This is a genomic window from Pseudomonas sp. GR 6-02, from assembly GCF_001655615.1.
GTDB lineage: Bacteria > Pseudomonadota > Gammaproteobacteria > Pseudomonadales > Pseudomonadaceae > Aquipseudomonas.
Genome location: NZ_CP011567.1, coordinates 6407145 through 6422473 on the forward strand (window position 1 = coordinate 6407145; position 15329 = coordinate 6422473).

The following is a 15329-nucleotide window of genomic DNA, read 5'->3' on the forward strand; positions in this document are numbered from 1 at the left end:
TTGCTGTGCGAAACCGTCGTTGGCACCCGTCAGCCGATTTCGCAGAGTTTCCCTTTAGGCGCCTTACGAAAAACGTGACGAACGTAGTATGTTCGGGGCTGAATCGTTTTTCCTTGAGACGGCTATTCACCTGAAGTACCAATGAGAGTCACGGGTCAGAGGCACCCCCGGCATGATAGAGCTCGAACAAGAAGATCCAATCCCGCAAGGCGACCTGGCCCTGCAAATTACCGCGCTTCCGCGTGAAACCAACGGCTTTGGCGATATTTTCGGCGGCTGGCTGGTGGCGCAGATGGATTTGGCTGGCACCGCAATGGCCAGCAAGGTTGCCGGTGGTCGCGTGGCCACCGTTGCGATCGATCGCATGGCGTTTCTGGTGCCGGTGGCGGTGGGCGCTCAGCTCTCCTTCTATACCCAGGCCCTGGAAATCGGTCGCAGCTCGATTCAGATGATGGTTGAAGTCTGGAGCGACGATCCACTGTCCAGCGAGTGGCGTAAAGTGACCGAAGCCGTGTTTGTGTTCGTCGCCATCGACGGCAGCGGCCGCACTCGTTCGGTTCCGCCCAGAGCTCGTTAAACAAGGCGCTCGTTAAACGCGGTGACCGTTTTGCGGTCCATAGCAGTCATTGTTCCTGATTGAGAGTCGCCCCATGAGCACGCCCACCGTCGAAGCCGTGAAACTGGATGAACTGAACTGCTGGCGCATCCGCCACGGTCAGGCCGAATTGCTGGTGGCCCAGCAAGGCGCGCACATCCTCAGTTATCAATTGGCCGGCCAACCGCCGCTGATCTGGCTCAACGACGAGGCGGTGTTCAAGACCGGCAAAGCTATTCGTGCCGGTGTGCCGGTGTGCTGGCCGTGGTTCGGCAATCTGTCGCGCAACCCGCAGAGTGTCCAGGCCATGCGCATCAGCCAGGAGCCGCCGACCGCTCACGGGCTGGTGCGAGCGATGGACTGGGAACTGGGCAGCATCGAAACCGAGGGCGAAAGCCTGAAGGTGGAATTCGTCCTGCCCTACCCTGAAGGCGGACTGCCAGGCTGGCCGCATCAGGTGGACTTGAAACTGAGCATTCGTCTGGATAAACAGTTGCATATCAGCCTGACGAGCGACAACAAGGGCGCTGAACCCGTCACGATCAGCCAGGCGCTGCACAGCTATTTCGCAGTCAGCGATGTGCGCAACGTGCACGTTGAAGGGCTGGATGGCTTGAGTTACATCGAGACGCTGGACGACTGGAAAACCGTCGCTCAGACCGGTGATCTGCGTTGTACCGGTGAGACCGATCGCATCTATCTGAATACCCCGCCGACGCTGAGCATCGTTGACCCGCATTGGGAGCGACGCATTGAACTGACCAGCAGCGGTTCGCGCTCGGCGGTGATCTGGAACCCGTGGATCGACCGTGCGGCGGCGTTCAGCGACATGGCTGACGATGGCTGGCAGCGCATGTTGTGCATTGAAACGGCAAATGTGATGGATGACGTGGTGACACTGGCGCCGGGGGCTAGCCATACCCTGGGCGTGAGCATCGCCAGCAAACCGCTTTAACACCACGCAATAAATGTGGGAGCAGGCTTGCTCCCACATTTAAAAACCTACAAATCCGACTCCTTGACCACCCGCACCTGCGCCGCATCCAGCGCATACGCCGCATCCGCCAGGTCGTTGCTGACCTTCTCGATCTTCAGCGTACCGGTCACCCACAGCGGTGTGTAGATGTCATTCAGCTTCAGGCCTTTGGGATAACGCACCAGCACCAGTTGGTTAGGCGGCGGTGGTGGCACGTGGATACAAGCGCCTGGGTACGGCACGAGGAAGAACAACGTGCTGCGGCCCTTCGCATCGGATTCCAGTGGTACCGGATAACCGCCGATGCGGATGTGCTTGTCGTTCATCGACGGCACGGTCTTGGTCGAATACATCACCGCCGGCAAGCCCTTGCTCTGCTTCATGCCACCTTTTTGGGTAAAGGTGCCATTGGCTTCCGGTGAGTTGTGATCGATTTCGGGCATGGCCTCGAGGGCCTTCTGGTCCGATTTGGGCATCAGTTCGAGCCAGTCGGTTTCCGGCAGTTCGCCGGCATGGGCCAAACCACTGCCCAGGAAGAGAAGAGTCAACAGAAGACGGCGCATGAAGGTGCTCGGCAAAGGAAAGGACGGTATAACGCCAAGCATTCTAGCCCTCTCCGGTGTTGGCGCAGAGAGGGCTTTGTCGCTTGAATCAGTTCTTTTTGATCAGGCCGTAGACCACCAGCAATATCACCGCGCCCACCAGCGCACCGATGAACCCCGCGCCCTGACCCGCATGGTAGATGCCCAGGGCCTGGCCGCCGTAAGTGGCCGCCAGCGAACCGCCGATACCGAGCAGGATGGTCATGATCCAGCCCATGCTGTCATCGCCCGGTTTCAGAAACCGAGCCAGCAGGCCGACGATCAAGCCGATAAAGATGGTTCCGATAATTCCCATGGCATTTCCCTCTGATTAAGTTGGCTATGTCAAAGCCTAGACAGACTTTGGCATCCTGCCATCAGAGAACGGCGGCCACTGAAGGTTCCGCCGCTGCTACATGAAACTATTCGGCGATCAGCGCTTCGACCTTGAGGATCTGCGCGGCAAGCGTCGCACGGTCAGCACAACGCAGGTTGGCGTGACCAACCTTGCGGCCGACCTTGAAGGCCTTGCCGTAGTGATGCAGATGGCAATCGGCGATGGCCAGGACTTTCTCGGTGTCCGGGACTTTGCCGATGAAGTTGAGCATCGCGCTCTCGCCGACCTTGGCCGTCGAACCCAGCGGCAGACCGGCAACGGCCCGCAGGTGGTTTTCGAACTGACTGCACTCGGCACCTTCGGTGGTCCAGTGTCCGGAGTTGTGCACACGCGGGGCGATCTCGTTGGCCTTTAGGCCACCGTCGACTTCGAAGAACTCGAACGCCATCACGCCGACGTAGTCCAGCTGCTTGAGTACCCGGCTGGAGTAGTCTTCAGCCAACGCTTGCAACGGGTGGTCGGTGCTGGCCACGGACAGCTTGAGGATGCCGCTGTCGTGGGTGTTGTGCACCAGCGGGTAGAACTTGGTTTCGCCATCGCGAGCGCGCACGGCGATCAGCGAGACTTCGCCAGTGAACGGCACGAAGCCTTCCAGCAAGCAGGCGACGCTGCCCAGTTCGGCGAAGGTGCCGACCACATCTTCAGGCTTGCGCAGGACTTTCTGACCCTTGCCGTCGTAACCCAGGGTGCGGGTTTTCAGCACGGCCGGCAGGCCGATGGAGGCCACGGCGGCGTCCAGATCGGCCTGGGACTGGATGTCGGCGAACGCGGGAGTTGGAATTCCCAGGTCCTTGAACATGCTCTTCTCGAACCAGCGATCGCGGGCAATGCGCAGCGCTTCGGCGCTCGGGTACACCGGAACGAATTGCGACAGGAAGGCCACGGTTTCGGCCGGGACGCTTTCGAACTCGAAGGTCACCAGATCGACTTCATCGGCCAACTGACGCAGGTGATCCTGATCGCCGTAATCGGCCCGCAGGTGTTCGCCCAATGCGGCTGCGCAAGCATCCGGCGCCGGGTCCAGGAAAGCGAAGTTCATGCCCAGCGGAGTGCCCGCCAGCGCCAACATGCGACCCAACTGGCCGCCACCGATTACACCGATCTTCATCGTCAACAACCTCAGGCGATGCGTGGGTCTGGATTGTCCAGGACGCTGTCTGTCTGCTCAGCGCGGAATTTTTTCAGCACGGTATGAAACTGCGGATGCTTGGCGCCCAGGATGCTCGCCGAGAGCAGGGCTGCGTTGATCGCACCGGCCTTGCCGATGGCCAGGGTGGCGACCGGAATGCCGGCTGGCATCTGCACGATAGACAGCAGCGAATCGACACCCGAGAGCATCGACGACTGCACCGGCACGCCCAGCACCGGCAGGTGGGTTTTGGCCGCACACATGCCTGGCAGGTGGGCCGCGCCACCGGCACCGGCGATGATCACCTCGATGCCACGGGCCTCAGCCTCTTCGGCATACTGGAACAGCAGGTCCGGGGTGCGGTGGGCAGAGACCACTTTCACCTCGTAAGGGATGCCGAGCTTTTCCAGCATATCGGCGGTGTGGCTAAGGGTGGACCAATCGGACTTGGAGCCCATGATCACGCCAACCAGTGCGCTCATCGTCGTGCCTCTTCTCTCTGGGCGCCCGCAGGCGCGTCAAAAAACAACAAGCCACGCAAAATGCGTGGCTTGATTGTACGAATTATGGCCAGTCAAACCGGCCGAAGGCCGCGCAGTATACCTCAATGAAGCAGATAAACAGCCCCCCATACGACCATCTGTCATACGGCGCAAAGTACCGGTTTTATTGACTTCGGGGTCAGCCTGAAATAGTTCATATCGACCTGAATCTGTAGGAGCCAGGCTTGCCGGCGAAGGCGATCTCGCGGACGCCTTCGCCGGCAAGCCTGGCTCCTACAAAAAAACATTAACCTGCCGGGTTTGGCGCTGTGCCGCCTTCCAGCTTGCGCCAGAGCAACCGCACATTCGCCTTGCGCACCAGCGCGCAGCGATACAGCCGAATCTCCAGCGGCACATGCCATTGCGGGCCACCGCAGATGACCAACTCGCCGCGAGCCAATTCGGCGCGCGCGCTCAAGCGCGGCACCCAGGCGATGCCCAGGCCTTCCAGCGCCATGCTTTTCAGGCTGTCGGCCATGGCGGTCTCGTAAATAGTGGTGAACCTCAGGGCACGCTGGCGCAACAGCATGTTCACCGAGCGCCCGAGAAATGCCCCGGCGCTGTAGGCCAGCAAAGGCACGCTGGTCTCGCCTTCCAGGTCGAACAACGGTTTGCCGTCAGCATCCGCGGCGCACACCGGGAGCATTTCAGTGTCTCCCAGATGCAGTGACGGGAAAATTTCCGGGTCCATTTGCATCGCGGAGTCCGGATCATAGAACGCCAGCATCAGATCACACCCGCCTTCACGCAGCGCATGCACCGCATCGCCGACGTTGGTAGCCACCAGCCGCGTGGCAATGTTCAGCCCTTCGTTGCGCAATTGTGCGATCCAGCGTGGAAAGAAACCCAGTGCCAGGGAGTGGGCGGCGGCGACCTGGATCACCTCGCCCTGCCCGCCTTCCAGGTGATGAAGATGACGTAACACTTCACCCAACTGTTCGACCACGGTTCGCGCGGTCACGAGAAACAACTGCCCCGCTGCCGTCAGCTCGACCGGGGTGCGAGAGCGATTGACCAGGGTCAGCCCCAGCGCGGCTTCGAGGCTGCGGATCCGCCGACTGAAGGCGGGCTGAGTCACGAAGCGTCTTTCGGCCGCCTGGGAGAAGCTGCGGGTGGCAGCCAGAGCACTAAAGTCCTCCAGCCATTTGCTTTCCAGATTCATCACGCCCTCCCGGACATGCACCAATTTAGGTCACACGTTCGCCACGTACGCGGCGTCACACCGACATTATGCCGAATGTGCATAGCCCAGTGTTTAACAGCATTGGCCCAAAATTCTTCTCAAGCCTAGCATTTGCGCTATTCCGGCACAGACCGGGTCCATATCGAGATGATTTCTATCATGTCCTCCGCTGCATCTTTCCGCACAGAAAAAGACCTGCTTGGCGTACTCGAAGTACCTGCTCAAGCGTATTACGGCATCCAGACCCTGCGAGCGGTGAACAACTTCCGTCTCTCCGGCGTTCCGATTTCGCATTACCCAAAACTGGTTGTTGGTCTGGCGATGGTCAAACAGGCCGCCGCTGACGCCAACCGCGAGCTGGGTCACCTGAGCGAAGCCAAGCACGCTGCCATCAGCGAAGCCTGTGCCCGATTGATCCGCGGCGATTTCCACGAAGAATTCGTGGTGGACATGATTCAAGGCGGCGCTGGCACTTCAACCAACATGAATGCCAACGAAGTCATCGCCAACATCGCGCTGGAGGCCATGGGCCACAGCAAGGGCGAATACCAGTACCTGCACCCGAACAACGACGTGAACATGGCGCAGTCGACCAACGACGCCTACCCGACGGCTATCCGCCTGGGTCTGCTGTTGGGTCACGACGCGCTGCTGGCCAGCCTCGACAGCCTGATCCAGTCGTTCGCCGCCAAAGGTGAAGAATTCAGCCACGTCCTGAAGATGGGCCGTACCCAGCTGCAAGACGCCGTGCCGATGACCCTCGGCCAGGAATTCCGCGCCTTCGCCACCACCCTGAGCGAAGACCTGGCACGCCTCAAATCCCTGGCGCCTGAACTGCTGACCGAAGTGAACCTGGGCGGCACCGCGATCGGTACCGGCATCAACGCCGACCCGCGTTACCAGGCCCTGGCCGTTCAGCGTCTGGCCCTGATCAGCGGTCAACCGCTGGTGCCAGCCGCCGACCTGATCGAAGCCACCTCCGACATGGGCGCCTTCGTGCTGTTCTCCGGCATGCTCAAGCGTACCGCGGTCAAGCTGTCGAAGATCTGCAACGACCTGCGTCTGCTGTCCAGCGGCCCACGCACCGGCATCAACGAAATCAACCTGCCAGCGCGTCAGCCAGGCAGCTCGATCATGCCAGGCAAGGTCAACCCGGTTATCCCTGAAGCCGTGAACCAGGTGGCGTTCCAGATCATCGGCAACGACCTGGCCCTGACCATCGCGGCCGAAGGCGGCCAGCTGCAGCTGAACGTGATGGAGCCGCTGATCGCCTTCAAGATCTTCGACTCGATCCGCCTGCTGCAACGTGCCATGGACATGCTGCGCGAGCACTGCATCGTCGGCATCACCGCCAACGAAGAGCGTTGCCGTGAACTGGTCGAACACTCGATTGGCCTGGTCACCGCGCTGAACCCGTACATCGGCTATGAAAACGCCACCCGCATTGCCCGTGTTGCCCTCGAAAGCGGCCGCGGCGTGCTGGAACTGGTGCGCGAGGAACGCTTGCTCGACGAAGAAATGCTCGCCGACATCCTGCGCCCGGAAAACATGATTGCTCCGCGTCTGGTGCCTTTGAAGGCTTAACCAAACGCAGGCTCTTTTGAAGAGCACGCTCACCAGGTCGAGGGACTAGACACCTCTCACCTTTTGAGGGCTTGGGGATTTACTCCCTCAAGCCCTTTTTTTTCCAACACTTTGCGGATTTTACGAACATGTTGAATGTTTTCAGTGCCGCCAAGATCGCAGCCTTCGACAGCTTCTACAGGGTTTGACAGAGACCCGTAGAGGCTGCCGAAGGCTGCGATTTTTTGATTTTGCAGCACTTTCGTTTCGTCGATTGCACCACAACTGTGCAGACGGACGGCACTCTCCTATGTATAGTGCCGGCCCTCTTCGCGTGAGCGGTCGTCGATAACGAGACCCAAGCCCATGCGAAAGCCGAACTAATAACAACCCGCGAAATGGAACAGGGACGAACCTTCGACCCACCTGTTGTGCCACGCACAACCTGGTGTAACGCGATGTGTCGACCACCCAGTATTCGCACACACAAAAAATAGCGAGGAATAATCCATGCTCGAAGTCATCAACGACTTCCTCTCAGGGAAAGTACTGATCGCGCTCATTGTCGGGCTCGGTAGCTACTTCACGATCCGCTCGCGTTTCGTCCAGTTCCGCCATTTCGGCCACATGTTCAGTGTCTTCAAAGAGTCCCTTCACGGCCAGGCAGGCCAGCTGAGCTCGTTCCAGGCCCTGATGCTGAGCCTCGCCGGCCGCGTCGGCGCCGGTAACATCGCCGGTGTCGGCATCGCCGTGACCCTCGGCGGCCCGGGCGCCGTGTTCTGGATGTGGGTCACCGCACTGGTAGGCATGTCCAGCAGCTTCTTCGAATGCACCCTGGCCCAGGTCTACAAGCGCGCCGAAGGCGACGGCCTGTATCGTGGGGGCCCGGCCTACTACATTCAGCACGGCCTGAAGCTGAAAGGCATGGCGGTGGTGTTCTCCATCCTGCTGCTGGTCACCTACGGCTTCGCCTTCATCGGCCTGCAGTCCTACACCGTGACCCACTCGCTGCAGAACGCCTTTGCCTTCGACCCACGCCACACCGGTATCGTCCTGGCGGTGCTGCTGGCCATTACCTTCATCGGCGGCATCAAACGCATCGCCGCGGTGTCCGACCTGCTGGTACCGGTCAAGACCCTGGCCTATATCGGCGTGACCCTGTACGTGATCGGCACCCAGATCGAACACGTGCCAGCCATGCTGGAAACCATCTTCAAGAGCGCCTTCGGCCTCGACCCAGCCTTCGGCGGCCTGCTCGGCAGCGCCATCGTGATGGGCGTGAAGCGTGGCGTGTTCGCCAACGAAGCAGGCCTGGGCAGTGCGCCGAACGTCGCCGCCGTGGCCGCCGTGAAGCACCCGGGCGCCCAGGGCGTGGTCCAGGCCTTCAGCGTGTTCCTCGACACCTTCGTGATCTGCACCTGCACCGCGCTGCTGATCCTGTTGTCGGGCTTCTACACCCCGGGCTTCGAAGGTGACGGCATCGTCCTGACCCAAAACTCGCTGGCCGCCGTGGTCGGTGACTGGGGCCGCGTGTTCGTCAGCGTCGCGCTGTCGCTGTTCGTCTTCACCTGCATCCTCTACAACTACTACCTGGGCGAGAACAGCCTGCAGTTCCTCAGCCGCAACCGCGCCGTGCTGATGGTTTTCCGCGGCCTGGTTCTGGCGCTGGTGGTATGGGGTTCGATGCAGGACCTGTCGACCGTGTTCGCCTTCGCCGACATCACCATGACCTGCCTGGCCTTCGTCAACTTGATGGCCCTGGCCATGTTGTTCAAGGTCGGCCTGCGCGTGATGCGCGACTACGACGAGCAGCGCCGCGCCGGCGTCAAGCAGCCAGTGTTCGACTCCAGCAAATTCACCGATCTGGACCTGGACCTGAAGGCCTGGCCGAGCAGCCCAAGCCAATCGGCTCCACGCGAGCAAGGCGCAGCCCAGGGCACGCCTGCCACGCAACGCTGATCGCCCTGGCGGGTGGCTCCCCGCCACCCGCCGCGACAGACCGCAACGAGTGGCGTCCTGCCACTCGACGTGACACACCTTGCGCACGCAGGCATGCTGCGGCGCAAGGTGCATTCGTCCAGGAGACCCATCAATGAATTCCGCCTCTTACCCTGCCGCGCAGCACATCATGGTGCTCTACACCGGTGGCACCATCGGCATGCAAGCCAGTGCCCACGGCTTGGCCCCGGCGTCCGGTTTCGAAGCGCGGATGCGCGACTACCTGCACAGCCAGCCTGAGTTGGTGGTGCCGCAGTGGCGCTTTCGCGAGATGTCGCCACTGATCGACAGCGCCAACATGACCCCTGCGTACTGGCAGCAACTGCGTGAAGCGGTGGTCGACGCCGTTGACGTCCAGGGCTGCGACAGCGTGCTGATCCTGCATGGCACCGACACCCTGGCCTACAGTGCCGCGGCCATGAGCTTCCAGTTGCTCGGCCTGAACGCCCGTGTATGTTTCACCGGCTCCATGCTGCCGGCCGGCGTGACCGACAGTGATGCCTGGGAAAACATCAGTGGTGCACTGGGTGCCCTTGGCCAAGGCCTGGCGCCGGGTGTTCATCTGTACTTCCACGGTGAACTGCTCGACCCGACCCGCTGCGCCAAGGTTCGCAGTTTCGGTCGTCATCCGTTCAAGCGACTGGAGCGTCAGGGCGGCGGCGTGAAAGCTTCCTCGATACCTGCCCAACTGAACTACAACCAGCCAAGGCAACTGGCGAAGGTCGCGGTGCTGCCGTTGTTCCCCGGCATCGGCGCCGAGCAACTGGATGGCCTGCTCAACAGCGGTATTCAGGGTCTGGTGCTGGAATGTTATGGCAGCGGTACCGGACCAAGCGACAACCCCGGGTTTATCGCCAGCCTGGAACGGGCACGAGACAATGGCGTGGTAGTGGTTGCGGTCACCCAATGTCATGAGGGTGGCGTGAAGCTCGACGTGTATGAGGCGGGCAGCCGCTTGCGCGATGCCGGCCTGTTGTCCGGTGGCGGCATGACTCGCGAGGCGGCGCTCGGCAAGTTGCATGGGCTGCTCGGTGCAGGGCTTGAAACCGCTGAAGTTCGGCGGCTGGTCGAACTCGACCTGTGTGGCGAACTGAGCTGACACAACACATAACCTTGTGGGAGCCCCCTCGCCACAGCCCGCTCCCACAAGATCGTTATTGGGCACATAACTTGCTCCCGTTCCAGCATCTCGACGCTGGAAGACTCCATGCTCCACTCCCACCTCACCACCCTCAACGCCGTCTCCCTGGTGCTCAACACCTTCAAGGCCGAAGGCCTGTCCAGCGAGGCGTTATTGGCCGGCAGCGGCATCAGCGTGACGGATCTGAGCCGGGCGGACACGCGCATCACCACCAATCAAGAGATGCTGGTATGCGCCAACGCCGTCGCGCTACGCCGCGATATCGGTCTGGAGTTGGGCCGGCGGATGCACGTTTCGTCCTATGGCATGCTCGGGTACGCCTTACTCACCAGCGCCACTTTAGGTGACGCCTTGCAGTTGGCGCTGCACTACCCGGCGCTATTGGGAACACTGTTCGAGTTGAGCCTGGAGGAGGATGGCGAGCGCATCTGGCTCACCGCGGGCGACTATCGGGAAAACCCCGCGCTGGCACCGTTCAATGTCGAGTTTTGCCTGGTCTCGATGAAAGTCACCTGCGAAGACCTGCTCGGCCACCCTCTACCTCTGCTTGGCGCTCGCTTCGATTACCCGGCACCGGACTATCAGACGCGCTACAGCGAGCGTTTCGACTGTCCGTTGCAGTTTGATGCAGTCTCCAACGGATTTGCCTTCGACAAGCGCTGGCTCGAACACCCCCTGCCACTGGCCGACGCCATTACCCACCAGGCCATGGCCGAGCGCTGTCGCAAGCAAAACACCGAGTTCACCGGGCGTCAGGCCTGGCTCGGGCGCATCCGCCAATTGCTCGCCGCGCAACTGAGCGCGGCACCGGGTCTGGACGGGCTGGCCGAACAGTTGAACTGCTCGTCGCGCACCCTGCGCCGACATCTGAAAGACCTGGGATGCAGCTATCAGGAACTGCTCGATGAACTGCGATTCGAACAGGCCAAACGCATGCTTTGCGAGGATCAACTGCCGATCTATCAAATCGCCGAAGCACTGGGGTACAGCGAGACCGCGAGCTTCCGGCATGCGTTTGTGCGCTGGAGTGGCGTGGCGCCGAGCCAGTTCCGGCCTTGAGCCCCCCCTGTGGCGAGGGAGCAAGCTCCCTCACCACAGGGGGGGGCGAATTTCGGTCAAATGTTTTGGCCACATAGATCCCCTTTTGGCCTTTCCTGCCGTTCTCCCAAACGTCGCCTGCCGCAAGACTGTGTTCAAACCGAATCAGCCTGCGGAGAACAACAATGCTGACGATCTACTCGGACGATCACCACCTGCACCACGGCCGTTGTGAATTGATGGACGGGCAATTGATGCCCTGCTTCGAAATGCCTTCACGGGCCGATCACGTATTGCAACGGGTCAAGGACCAGAACCTCGGCCCGGTTGAAGTGCCGAAAGACTTTGGCCTTGATCCGATCGCGCGCATCCACAGCCGCGACTACCTCGACTTCTTCAAAGGCGCCTGGGCGCGCTGGACCGCATTCAATACCGACGGCGACTTGCTGCCCTACACCTGGCCGGCCCGCACCTTGCGCCGAATCATGCCCACCAGCCTGCACGGCCAACTCGGCTATTACAGCTTCGACGGCGGCGCCCCGATTACCGCCGGCACCTGGCAAGCGGCGTACAGCGCAGCGCAAGTTGCCCTCACGGCCCAAGCGGCGATCCAGCGCGGCGCCCGCAGTGCCTTCGCCCTGTGCCGTCCACCGGGACACCATGCCGCCAGCGATTTGATGGGCGGCTATTGCTACCTCAACAATGCTGCCATCGCCGCTCAAGCCTTCCTCGATCAGGGCCATAAAAAGGTCGCGATCCTCGATGTCGATTACCACCACGGCAACGGCACTCAATCGATTTTCTACGAACGCAGCGACGTGCTGTTCACCTCGATCCACGGTCATCCAGAAGCCGAGTTTCCGTTCTTCCTCGGCTACGAAGACGAACGCGGTGAAGGCGCAGGCGAAGGGTTCAACTTCAACTACCCGTTGCCCGCCGGCAGCGCTTGGGACCGTTGGAGCGCCGCGCTGGAGCAAGCCTGTAAAGAGATCGAAACGTACGGCGCCGACATCGTTGTCGTGTCCCTGGGCGTCGATACGTTCAAGGACGACCCCATCTCCCAATTCAAACTCGACAGCCCGGATTACCTGGCGATGGGTACCCGCATCGCAGGCCTCGGCAAGCCGACGCTGTTCGTGATGGAAGGCGGTTACGCGGTAGAAGAAATCGGCATCAACGCCGTGAACGTTCTCGAAGGTTTTGAAAGCGCCCAATGAGGAATTAGAAGAATGAACAGACTCAAGCGTCTTATCGCTCCAGCGCTCTGCGCCACACTGCTCAGTGGCGCCGTCCATGCTGAAGAACGTACTTTGCGGGTCTACAACTGGTTCGACTACATCACCCCCAAAGCCCTGGACGATTTCAAGACTCAGAACACCCAGACCAAACTGGTCTACGACATCTTCGACACCAACGAAGCGCTGGAAGCCAAGCTGCTGACCGGCAACTCCGGCTACGACGTGGTGGTGCCGTCCAACGTGTTCCTCGCCAAGCAGATCGAAGCCGGCGTATTCCAGCCAGTGGACCGCAGCAAACTGCCGAACTGGAACCACCTCGACCCCAAGCTGATGAAGCTGATCGAAGCCAACGACCCGGGTAACAAATTTGCCGTGCCGTACATGTACGGCACCATCCTGATCGGTTTCAACCCGGCCAAGGTCAAGGCTGCGCTGGGCGACAACGCACCGGTGAACAGCTGGGACCTGATCTTCAAGGAAGAGAACATCAGCAAGCTCAAGCAGTGCGGCGTGGCCCTGCTCGACTCACCTTCGGAGATCCTGCCGCTGGCCCTGCAACACCTCGGCCTGGACCCCAACAGCAAGAAGCCGGCGGACTACGCCAAGGCTGAAGCGCTGCTGATGAAGATCCGGCCGTACATCACCTACTTCCATTCGTCCAAGTACATGGCCGACATCGCCAACGGTGACATCTGCGTCGCGGTCGGGTATTCCGGCAGCTTCTCCCAGGCCGCCAACCGCGCCAAGGAAGCCAAGAATGGTGTGATCGTCGACATGCGCCTGCCCAAGGAAGGCGCGCCGATCTGGTTCGACATGCTCGCGATCCCCAAAGGCGCGAAAAACCCGGAAGACGCCTACACCTTCATCAACTACCTGCTGCAACCCCAGGTCATCGCACCGGTCAGCGACTTCGTCGGCTACCCGAACCCGAACAAGGACGCCACGGAAATGGTCGACCCGGCGATTCGCAACAACCCGAACCTGTACCCGACCGAAACGGCGATGAGCACGCTTTACACCCTGCAACCCTTGCCTCGCGATGCTGAACGGGCACGGACCCGGGCCTGGACCAAGATCAAGTCCGGGACCTGAAACACCCGGTGAATCAAAGACCCGCGCCATCGCGGGTCTTTTTTGGTCAACGGCTAATAGGGGGGGCTTTGATCTGCGCGGGTGGCAGCAATCAGGAACTCATCGCCATTTATCGCGGCGAGATCAGTCGCACACTCGCCGCCTCAGTATTTTTCATAGATCAGCGGTTCATTTAAAAACCGGGAGGCCATCGTTCAATCCCGCCAGACCTGTCGCAACCGTGCCAGCGCCGACTCTATCGCTGGCTCTGGCACCGCCGCGAAACCCAGTACCAGACCGGCGCGCTGATCGACTGGTGTCCTGGAGTCCGGTAGCCAATAGTTGCTCAAGCCATTGATCTCCACACCCACGCTTTCCGCTTGTTCGATCAGTCGCCGTTCGCGGGCCAAGCTGTCCACCGAAACCGTCATGTGCAGCCCGGCGGAGACGGTGGGCAGGCTACCCACTCCGGTCATCCCCGCCGGCCAGCCGCCCAGCAAACAATTGCGACGGCTGAGGGCGGCACGCCGCATCCGGCGAATGTGCCGCTGGAAATGCCCGGCGGCCATGAACTCGGCCATCACCGCTTGAGTGCTCACTTCAGAATGCCGCACATCCACCGCCCGACGCTGCGCGAATGCGTCCACCAGGCCCGGCGGTAGCACCAGATAACCCAGGCGCAGCGCCGGAAAAGCGACCTTGCCGAAGGTGCCGACATACAGCACCCGCCCATGGCGATCGAGTGCCGCCAGCGGCGCCAGTGGCGCGCCGCTGTAACGGTACTCGCCATCGTAGTCGTCCTCGATGATCCAGCCCTGGTTGCCCTCGGCCCAGGCGAGCAGTTCCAGACGCCGGGCCAGACTCATGACCACACCGGTCGGGTATTGATGGGAAGGCGTAACGTAAGCCAGCCGGCAATCGCTCAACTGCGCCAAGGCGCTGCAGTCGATCCCCTCCTCATCCACCGGCACACCGTGCAGCTGCGCACCGGCTACCGCAAAGGCATGGCCGGCAGCACGATAACCCGGATTTTCAATGCCCACCCCATCGCCAGGCTCCACCAGCAACTGTGCACAAAGGCTGATCCCCTGCTGCGCGCCACTGGTGATCACAATTTGCTCAGCGGCGCACTGCATCCCTCTCGAGCTGCGCAAGTAGGCAGCAATCAATCCGCGCAAGCGTTCATCACCTGCCGGGTCGCCATAACACAGCTGCTGTAAATCCGGCTTACGCCAGAAAGCCGCATTCAGCTTGGCCCAAACCTCGAAAGGGAACAGATCGAACGCCGGCACGCCAACCCTGAATGCGCGCGGCGGACCACCAGGCGGCACAGCCAAATGATTCTTTTCAACGCGCCCCAAAGCACTGCTGTGGATAACTTTACTGGATGGAACAACAGGTAAATCCAGCCAATTTGTGGATAAGGTTGTGGGTAACCCTGTTGAAAACCCTGTGGATACTTTTGTGGATAATTTTTTCGCCGGCAACGCCGCCTGAGGCAATTGCGCCACGTAAGTCCCGTCACCCACACGCCCCTCGATGAAGCCTTCAGCGTAAAGCTGATCGTAGGCACGAACCACGCTGTTGCGGGAAATCGATAAGGCCGTAGCCAGATCGCGACTGGCCGGCAGTCGTGTGCCGCTGGCCAATCGTCCGTCGAGTACGCGTACCCGCAGCGCTTGATAGAGCTGTCGACTCAGGCCCTGGCGGCGGTCGAGTTCGATACCCGCCGGGTTGAACGACGAGGGAAGTGGCGTATTCGACATGACAATGGACCTATGAAATTGGTCATTAATGGCTCTTACAACAGACCATTAGCCTGCCTAGGATGAAGGCATTCGCCAAGGAATTTTCCATGTACCTGCCACTTTGACGCG

15 protein-coding genes are annotated in these 15329 nt (G+C 60.8%); 8 read left to right on the plus strand and 7 right to left on the minus strand.

Annotated features, from left to right (window positions below; translation table 11 throughout):
• Positions 1–172: 172 nt before the first annotated feature.
• A complete protein-coding gene (locus tag PGR6_RS28560) occupies positions 173–577 on the plus strand; it encodes an acyl-CoA thioesterase (protein ID WP_007896491.1) in 405 nt (134 codons plus the stop codon).
• A gap of 73 nt (positions 578–650) precedes the next feature.
• Positions 651–1550 carry a D-hexose-6-phosphate mutarotase gene (locus tag PGR6_RS28565; protein WP_064621152.1) on the plus strand — a complete coding sequence of 300 codons (900 nt, stop codon included), beginning with the start codon at positions 651–653 and terminating at the stop codon, positions 1548–1550.
• A gap of 47 nt (positions 1551–1597) precedes the next feature.
• Here PGR6_RS28565 and PGR6_RS28570 read toward each other — a convergent pair whose 3' ends face one another.
• The 5 genes from PGR6_RS28570 to PGR6_RS28590 form a co-directional block, all read right to left on the minus strand.
• Positions 1598–2134 carry a DUF3299 domain-containing protein gene (locus PGR6_RS28570; RefSeq protein ID WP_026286519.1) on the minus strand — a complete coding sequence of 179 codons (537 nt, stop codon included), beginning with the start codon at positions 2132–2134 and terminating at the stop codon, positions 1598–1600.
• A gap of 88 nt (positions 2135–2222) precedes the next feature.
• Positions 2223–2468 (minus strand): GlsB/YeaQ/YmgE family stress response membrane protein, encoded by a 246-nt coding sequence (locus PGR6_RS28575; RefSeq protein WP_018927386.1) that lies wholly within the window; start codon positions 2466–2468, stop codon positions 2223–2225.
• A 106-nt stretch (positions 2469–2574) separates the two neighbouring features.
• Complete coding sequence (locus tag PGR6_RS28580; protein ID WP_007934491.1) at positions 2575–3657, minus strand: 5-(carboxyamino)imidazole ribonucleotide synthase; 1083 nt, start codon at positions 3655–3657, stop codon at positions 2575–2577.
• Between the two features lie 11 nt (positions 3658–3668).
• The gene (gene purE, locus PGR6_RS28585) at positions 3669–4160 is read right to left on the minus strand and encodes a 5-(carboxyamino)imidazole ribonucleotide mutase (RefSeq protein WP_003196369.1); all 492 of its coding nucleotides are present in this window, start codon (positions 4158–4160) and stop codon (positions 3669–3671) included.
• A 307-nt stretch (positions 4161–4467) separates the two neighbouring features.
• Positions 4468–5382 carry a LysR substrate-binding domain-containing protein gene (locus PGR6_RS28590; RefSeq protein WP_018927385.1) on the minus strand — a complete coding sequence of 305 codons (915 nt, stop codon included), beginning with the start codon at positions 5380–5382 and terminating at the stop codon, positions 4468–4470.
• A gap of 180 nt (positions 5383–5562) precedes the next feature.
• Between PGR6_RS28590 and aspA the strand changes: the two genes are divergently transcribed.
• On the plus strand, positions 5563–6987 hold the full coding sequence (gene aspA / locus PGR6_RS28595; protein ID WP_007934488.1) for an aspartate ammonia-lyase: 1425 nt from the start codon (positions 5563–5565) through the stop codon (positions 6985–6987).
• A 56-nt stretch (positions 6988–7043) separates the two neighbouring features.
• Here the strand turns inward: aspA and PGR6_RS30080 are convergent, their stop codons facing one another.
• Positions 7044–7226 carry a hypothetical protein gene (locus tag PGR6_RS30080; protein ID WP_138866537.1) on the minus strand — a complete coding sequence of 61 codons (183 nt, stop codon included), beginning with the start codon at positions 7224–7226 and terminating at the stop codon, positions 7044–7046.
• A 250-nt stretch (positions 7227–7476) separates the two neighbouring features.
• Between PGR6_RS30080 and PGR6_RS28600 the strand changes: the two genes are divergently transcribed.
• From PGR6_RS28600 to PGR6_RS28620, 5 genes are all read left to right on the plus strand, one after another.
• Positions 7477–8925 carry an alanine/glycine:cation symporter family protein gene (locus tag PGR6_RS28600; RefSeq protein ID WP_018927384.1) on the plus strand — a complete coding sequence of 483 codons (1449 nt, stop codon included), beginning with the start codon at positions 7477–7479 and terminating at the stop codon, positions 8923–8925.
• Between the two features lie 133 nt (positions 8926–9058).
• On the plus strand, positions 9059–10063 hold the full coding sequence (locus PGR6_RS28605) for an asparaginase (protein ID WP_064621153.1): 1005 nt from the start codon (positions 9059–9061) through the stop codon (positions 10061–10063).
• A 108-nt stretch (positions 10064–10171) separates the two neighbouring features.
• Positions 10172–11164: an AraC family transcriptional regulator gene (locus PGR6_RS28610; RefSeq protein WP_064621154.1), complete on the plus strand. Its 993-nt coding sequence runs from the start codon at positions 10172–10174 to the stop codon at positions 11162–11164.
• 164 nt (positions 11165–11328) lie between these two features.
• On the plus strand, positions 11329–12360 hold the full coding sequence (locus PGR6_RS28615) for a histone deacetylase family protein (protein WP_018927381.1): 1032 nt from the start codon (positions 11329–11331) through the stop codon (positions 12358–12360).
• A gap of 12 nt (positions 12361–12372) precedes the next feature.
• On the plus strand, positions 12373–13473 hold the full coding sequence (locus tag PGR6_RS28620; protein WP_018927380.1) for a polyamine ABC transporter substrate-binding protein: 1101 nt from the start codon (positions 12373–12375) through the stop codon (positions 13471–13473).
• 194 nt (positions 13474–13667) lie between these two features.
• On the opposite strand, the gene pdxR is transcribed toward PGR6_RS28620, so the two are convergent.
• Positions 13668–15218 carry a MocR-like pyridoxine biosynthesis transcription factor PdxR gene (gene pdxR, locus PGR6_RS28625; protein ID WP_026286518.1) on the minus strand — a complete coding sequence of 517 codons (1551 nt, stop codon included), beginning with the start codon at positions 15216–15218 and terminating at the stop codon, positions 13668–13670.
• Between the last annotated feature and the right edge of the window lie 111 nt (positions 15219–15329).

Coding starts and splice junctions, on each gene's coding strand:
- PGR6_RS28580 (WP_007934491.1), bottom strand. CDS start 3,657: ATGAAGATCGGTGTAATCGGTGGCGGCCAGTTGGGTCGCATGTTGGCG.
- PGR6_RS28560 (WP_007896491.1), top strand. CDS start 173: ATGATAGAGCTCGAACAAGAAGATCCAATCCCGCAAGGCGACCTGGCC.
- PGR6_RS28610 (WP_064621154.1), top strand. CDS start 10,172: ATGCTCCACTCCCACCTCACCACCCTCAACGCCGTCTCCCTGGTGCTC.
- PGR6_RS28615 (WP_018927381.1), top strand. CDS start 11,329: ATGCTGACGATCTACTCGGACGATCACCACCTGCACCACGGCCGTTGT.
- PGR6_RS28605 (WP_064621153.1), top strand. CDS start 9,059: ATGAATTCCGCCTCTTACCCTGCCGCGCAGCACATCATGGTGCTCTAC.
- pdxR (WP_026286518.1), bottom strand. CDS start 15,218: ATGTCGAATACGCCACTTCCCTCGTCGTTCAACCCGGCGGGTATCGAA.
- PGR6_RS28565 (WP_064621152.1), top strand. CDS start 651: ATGAGCACGCCCACCGTCGAAGCCGTGAAACTGGATGAACTGAACTGC.
- PGR6_RS28590 (WP_018927385.1), bottom strand. CDS start 5,382: ATGAATCTGGAAAGCAAATGGCTGGAGGACTTTAGTGCTCTGGCTGCC.
- PGR6_RS28570 (WP_026286519.1), bottom strand. CDS start 2,134: ATGCGCCGTCTTCTGTTGACTCTTCTCTTCCTGGGCAGTGGTTTGGCC.
- PGR6_RS28600 (WP_018927384.1), top strand. CDS start 7,477: ATGCTCGAAGTCATCAACGACTTCCTCTCAGGGAAAGTACTGATCGCG.
- purE (WP_003196369.1), bottom strand. CDS start 4,160: ATGAGCGCACTGGTTGGCGTGATCATGGGCTCCAAGTCCGATTGGTCC.
- PGR6_RS28575 (WP_018927386.1), bottom strand. CDS start 2,468: ATGGGAATTATCGGAACCATCTTTATCGGCTTGATCGTCGGCCTGCTG.
- aspA (WP_007934488.1), top strand. CDS start 5,563: ATGTCCTCCGCTGCATCTTTCCGCACAGAAAAAGACCTGCTTGGCGTA.
- PGR6_RS28620 (WP_018927380.1), top strand. CDS start 12,373: ATGAACAGACTCAAGCGTCTTATCGCTCCAGCGCTCTGCGCCACACTG.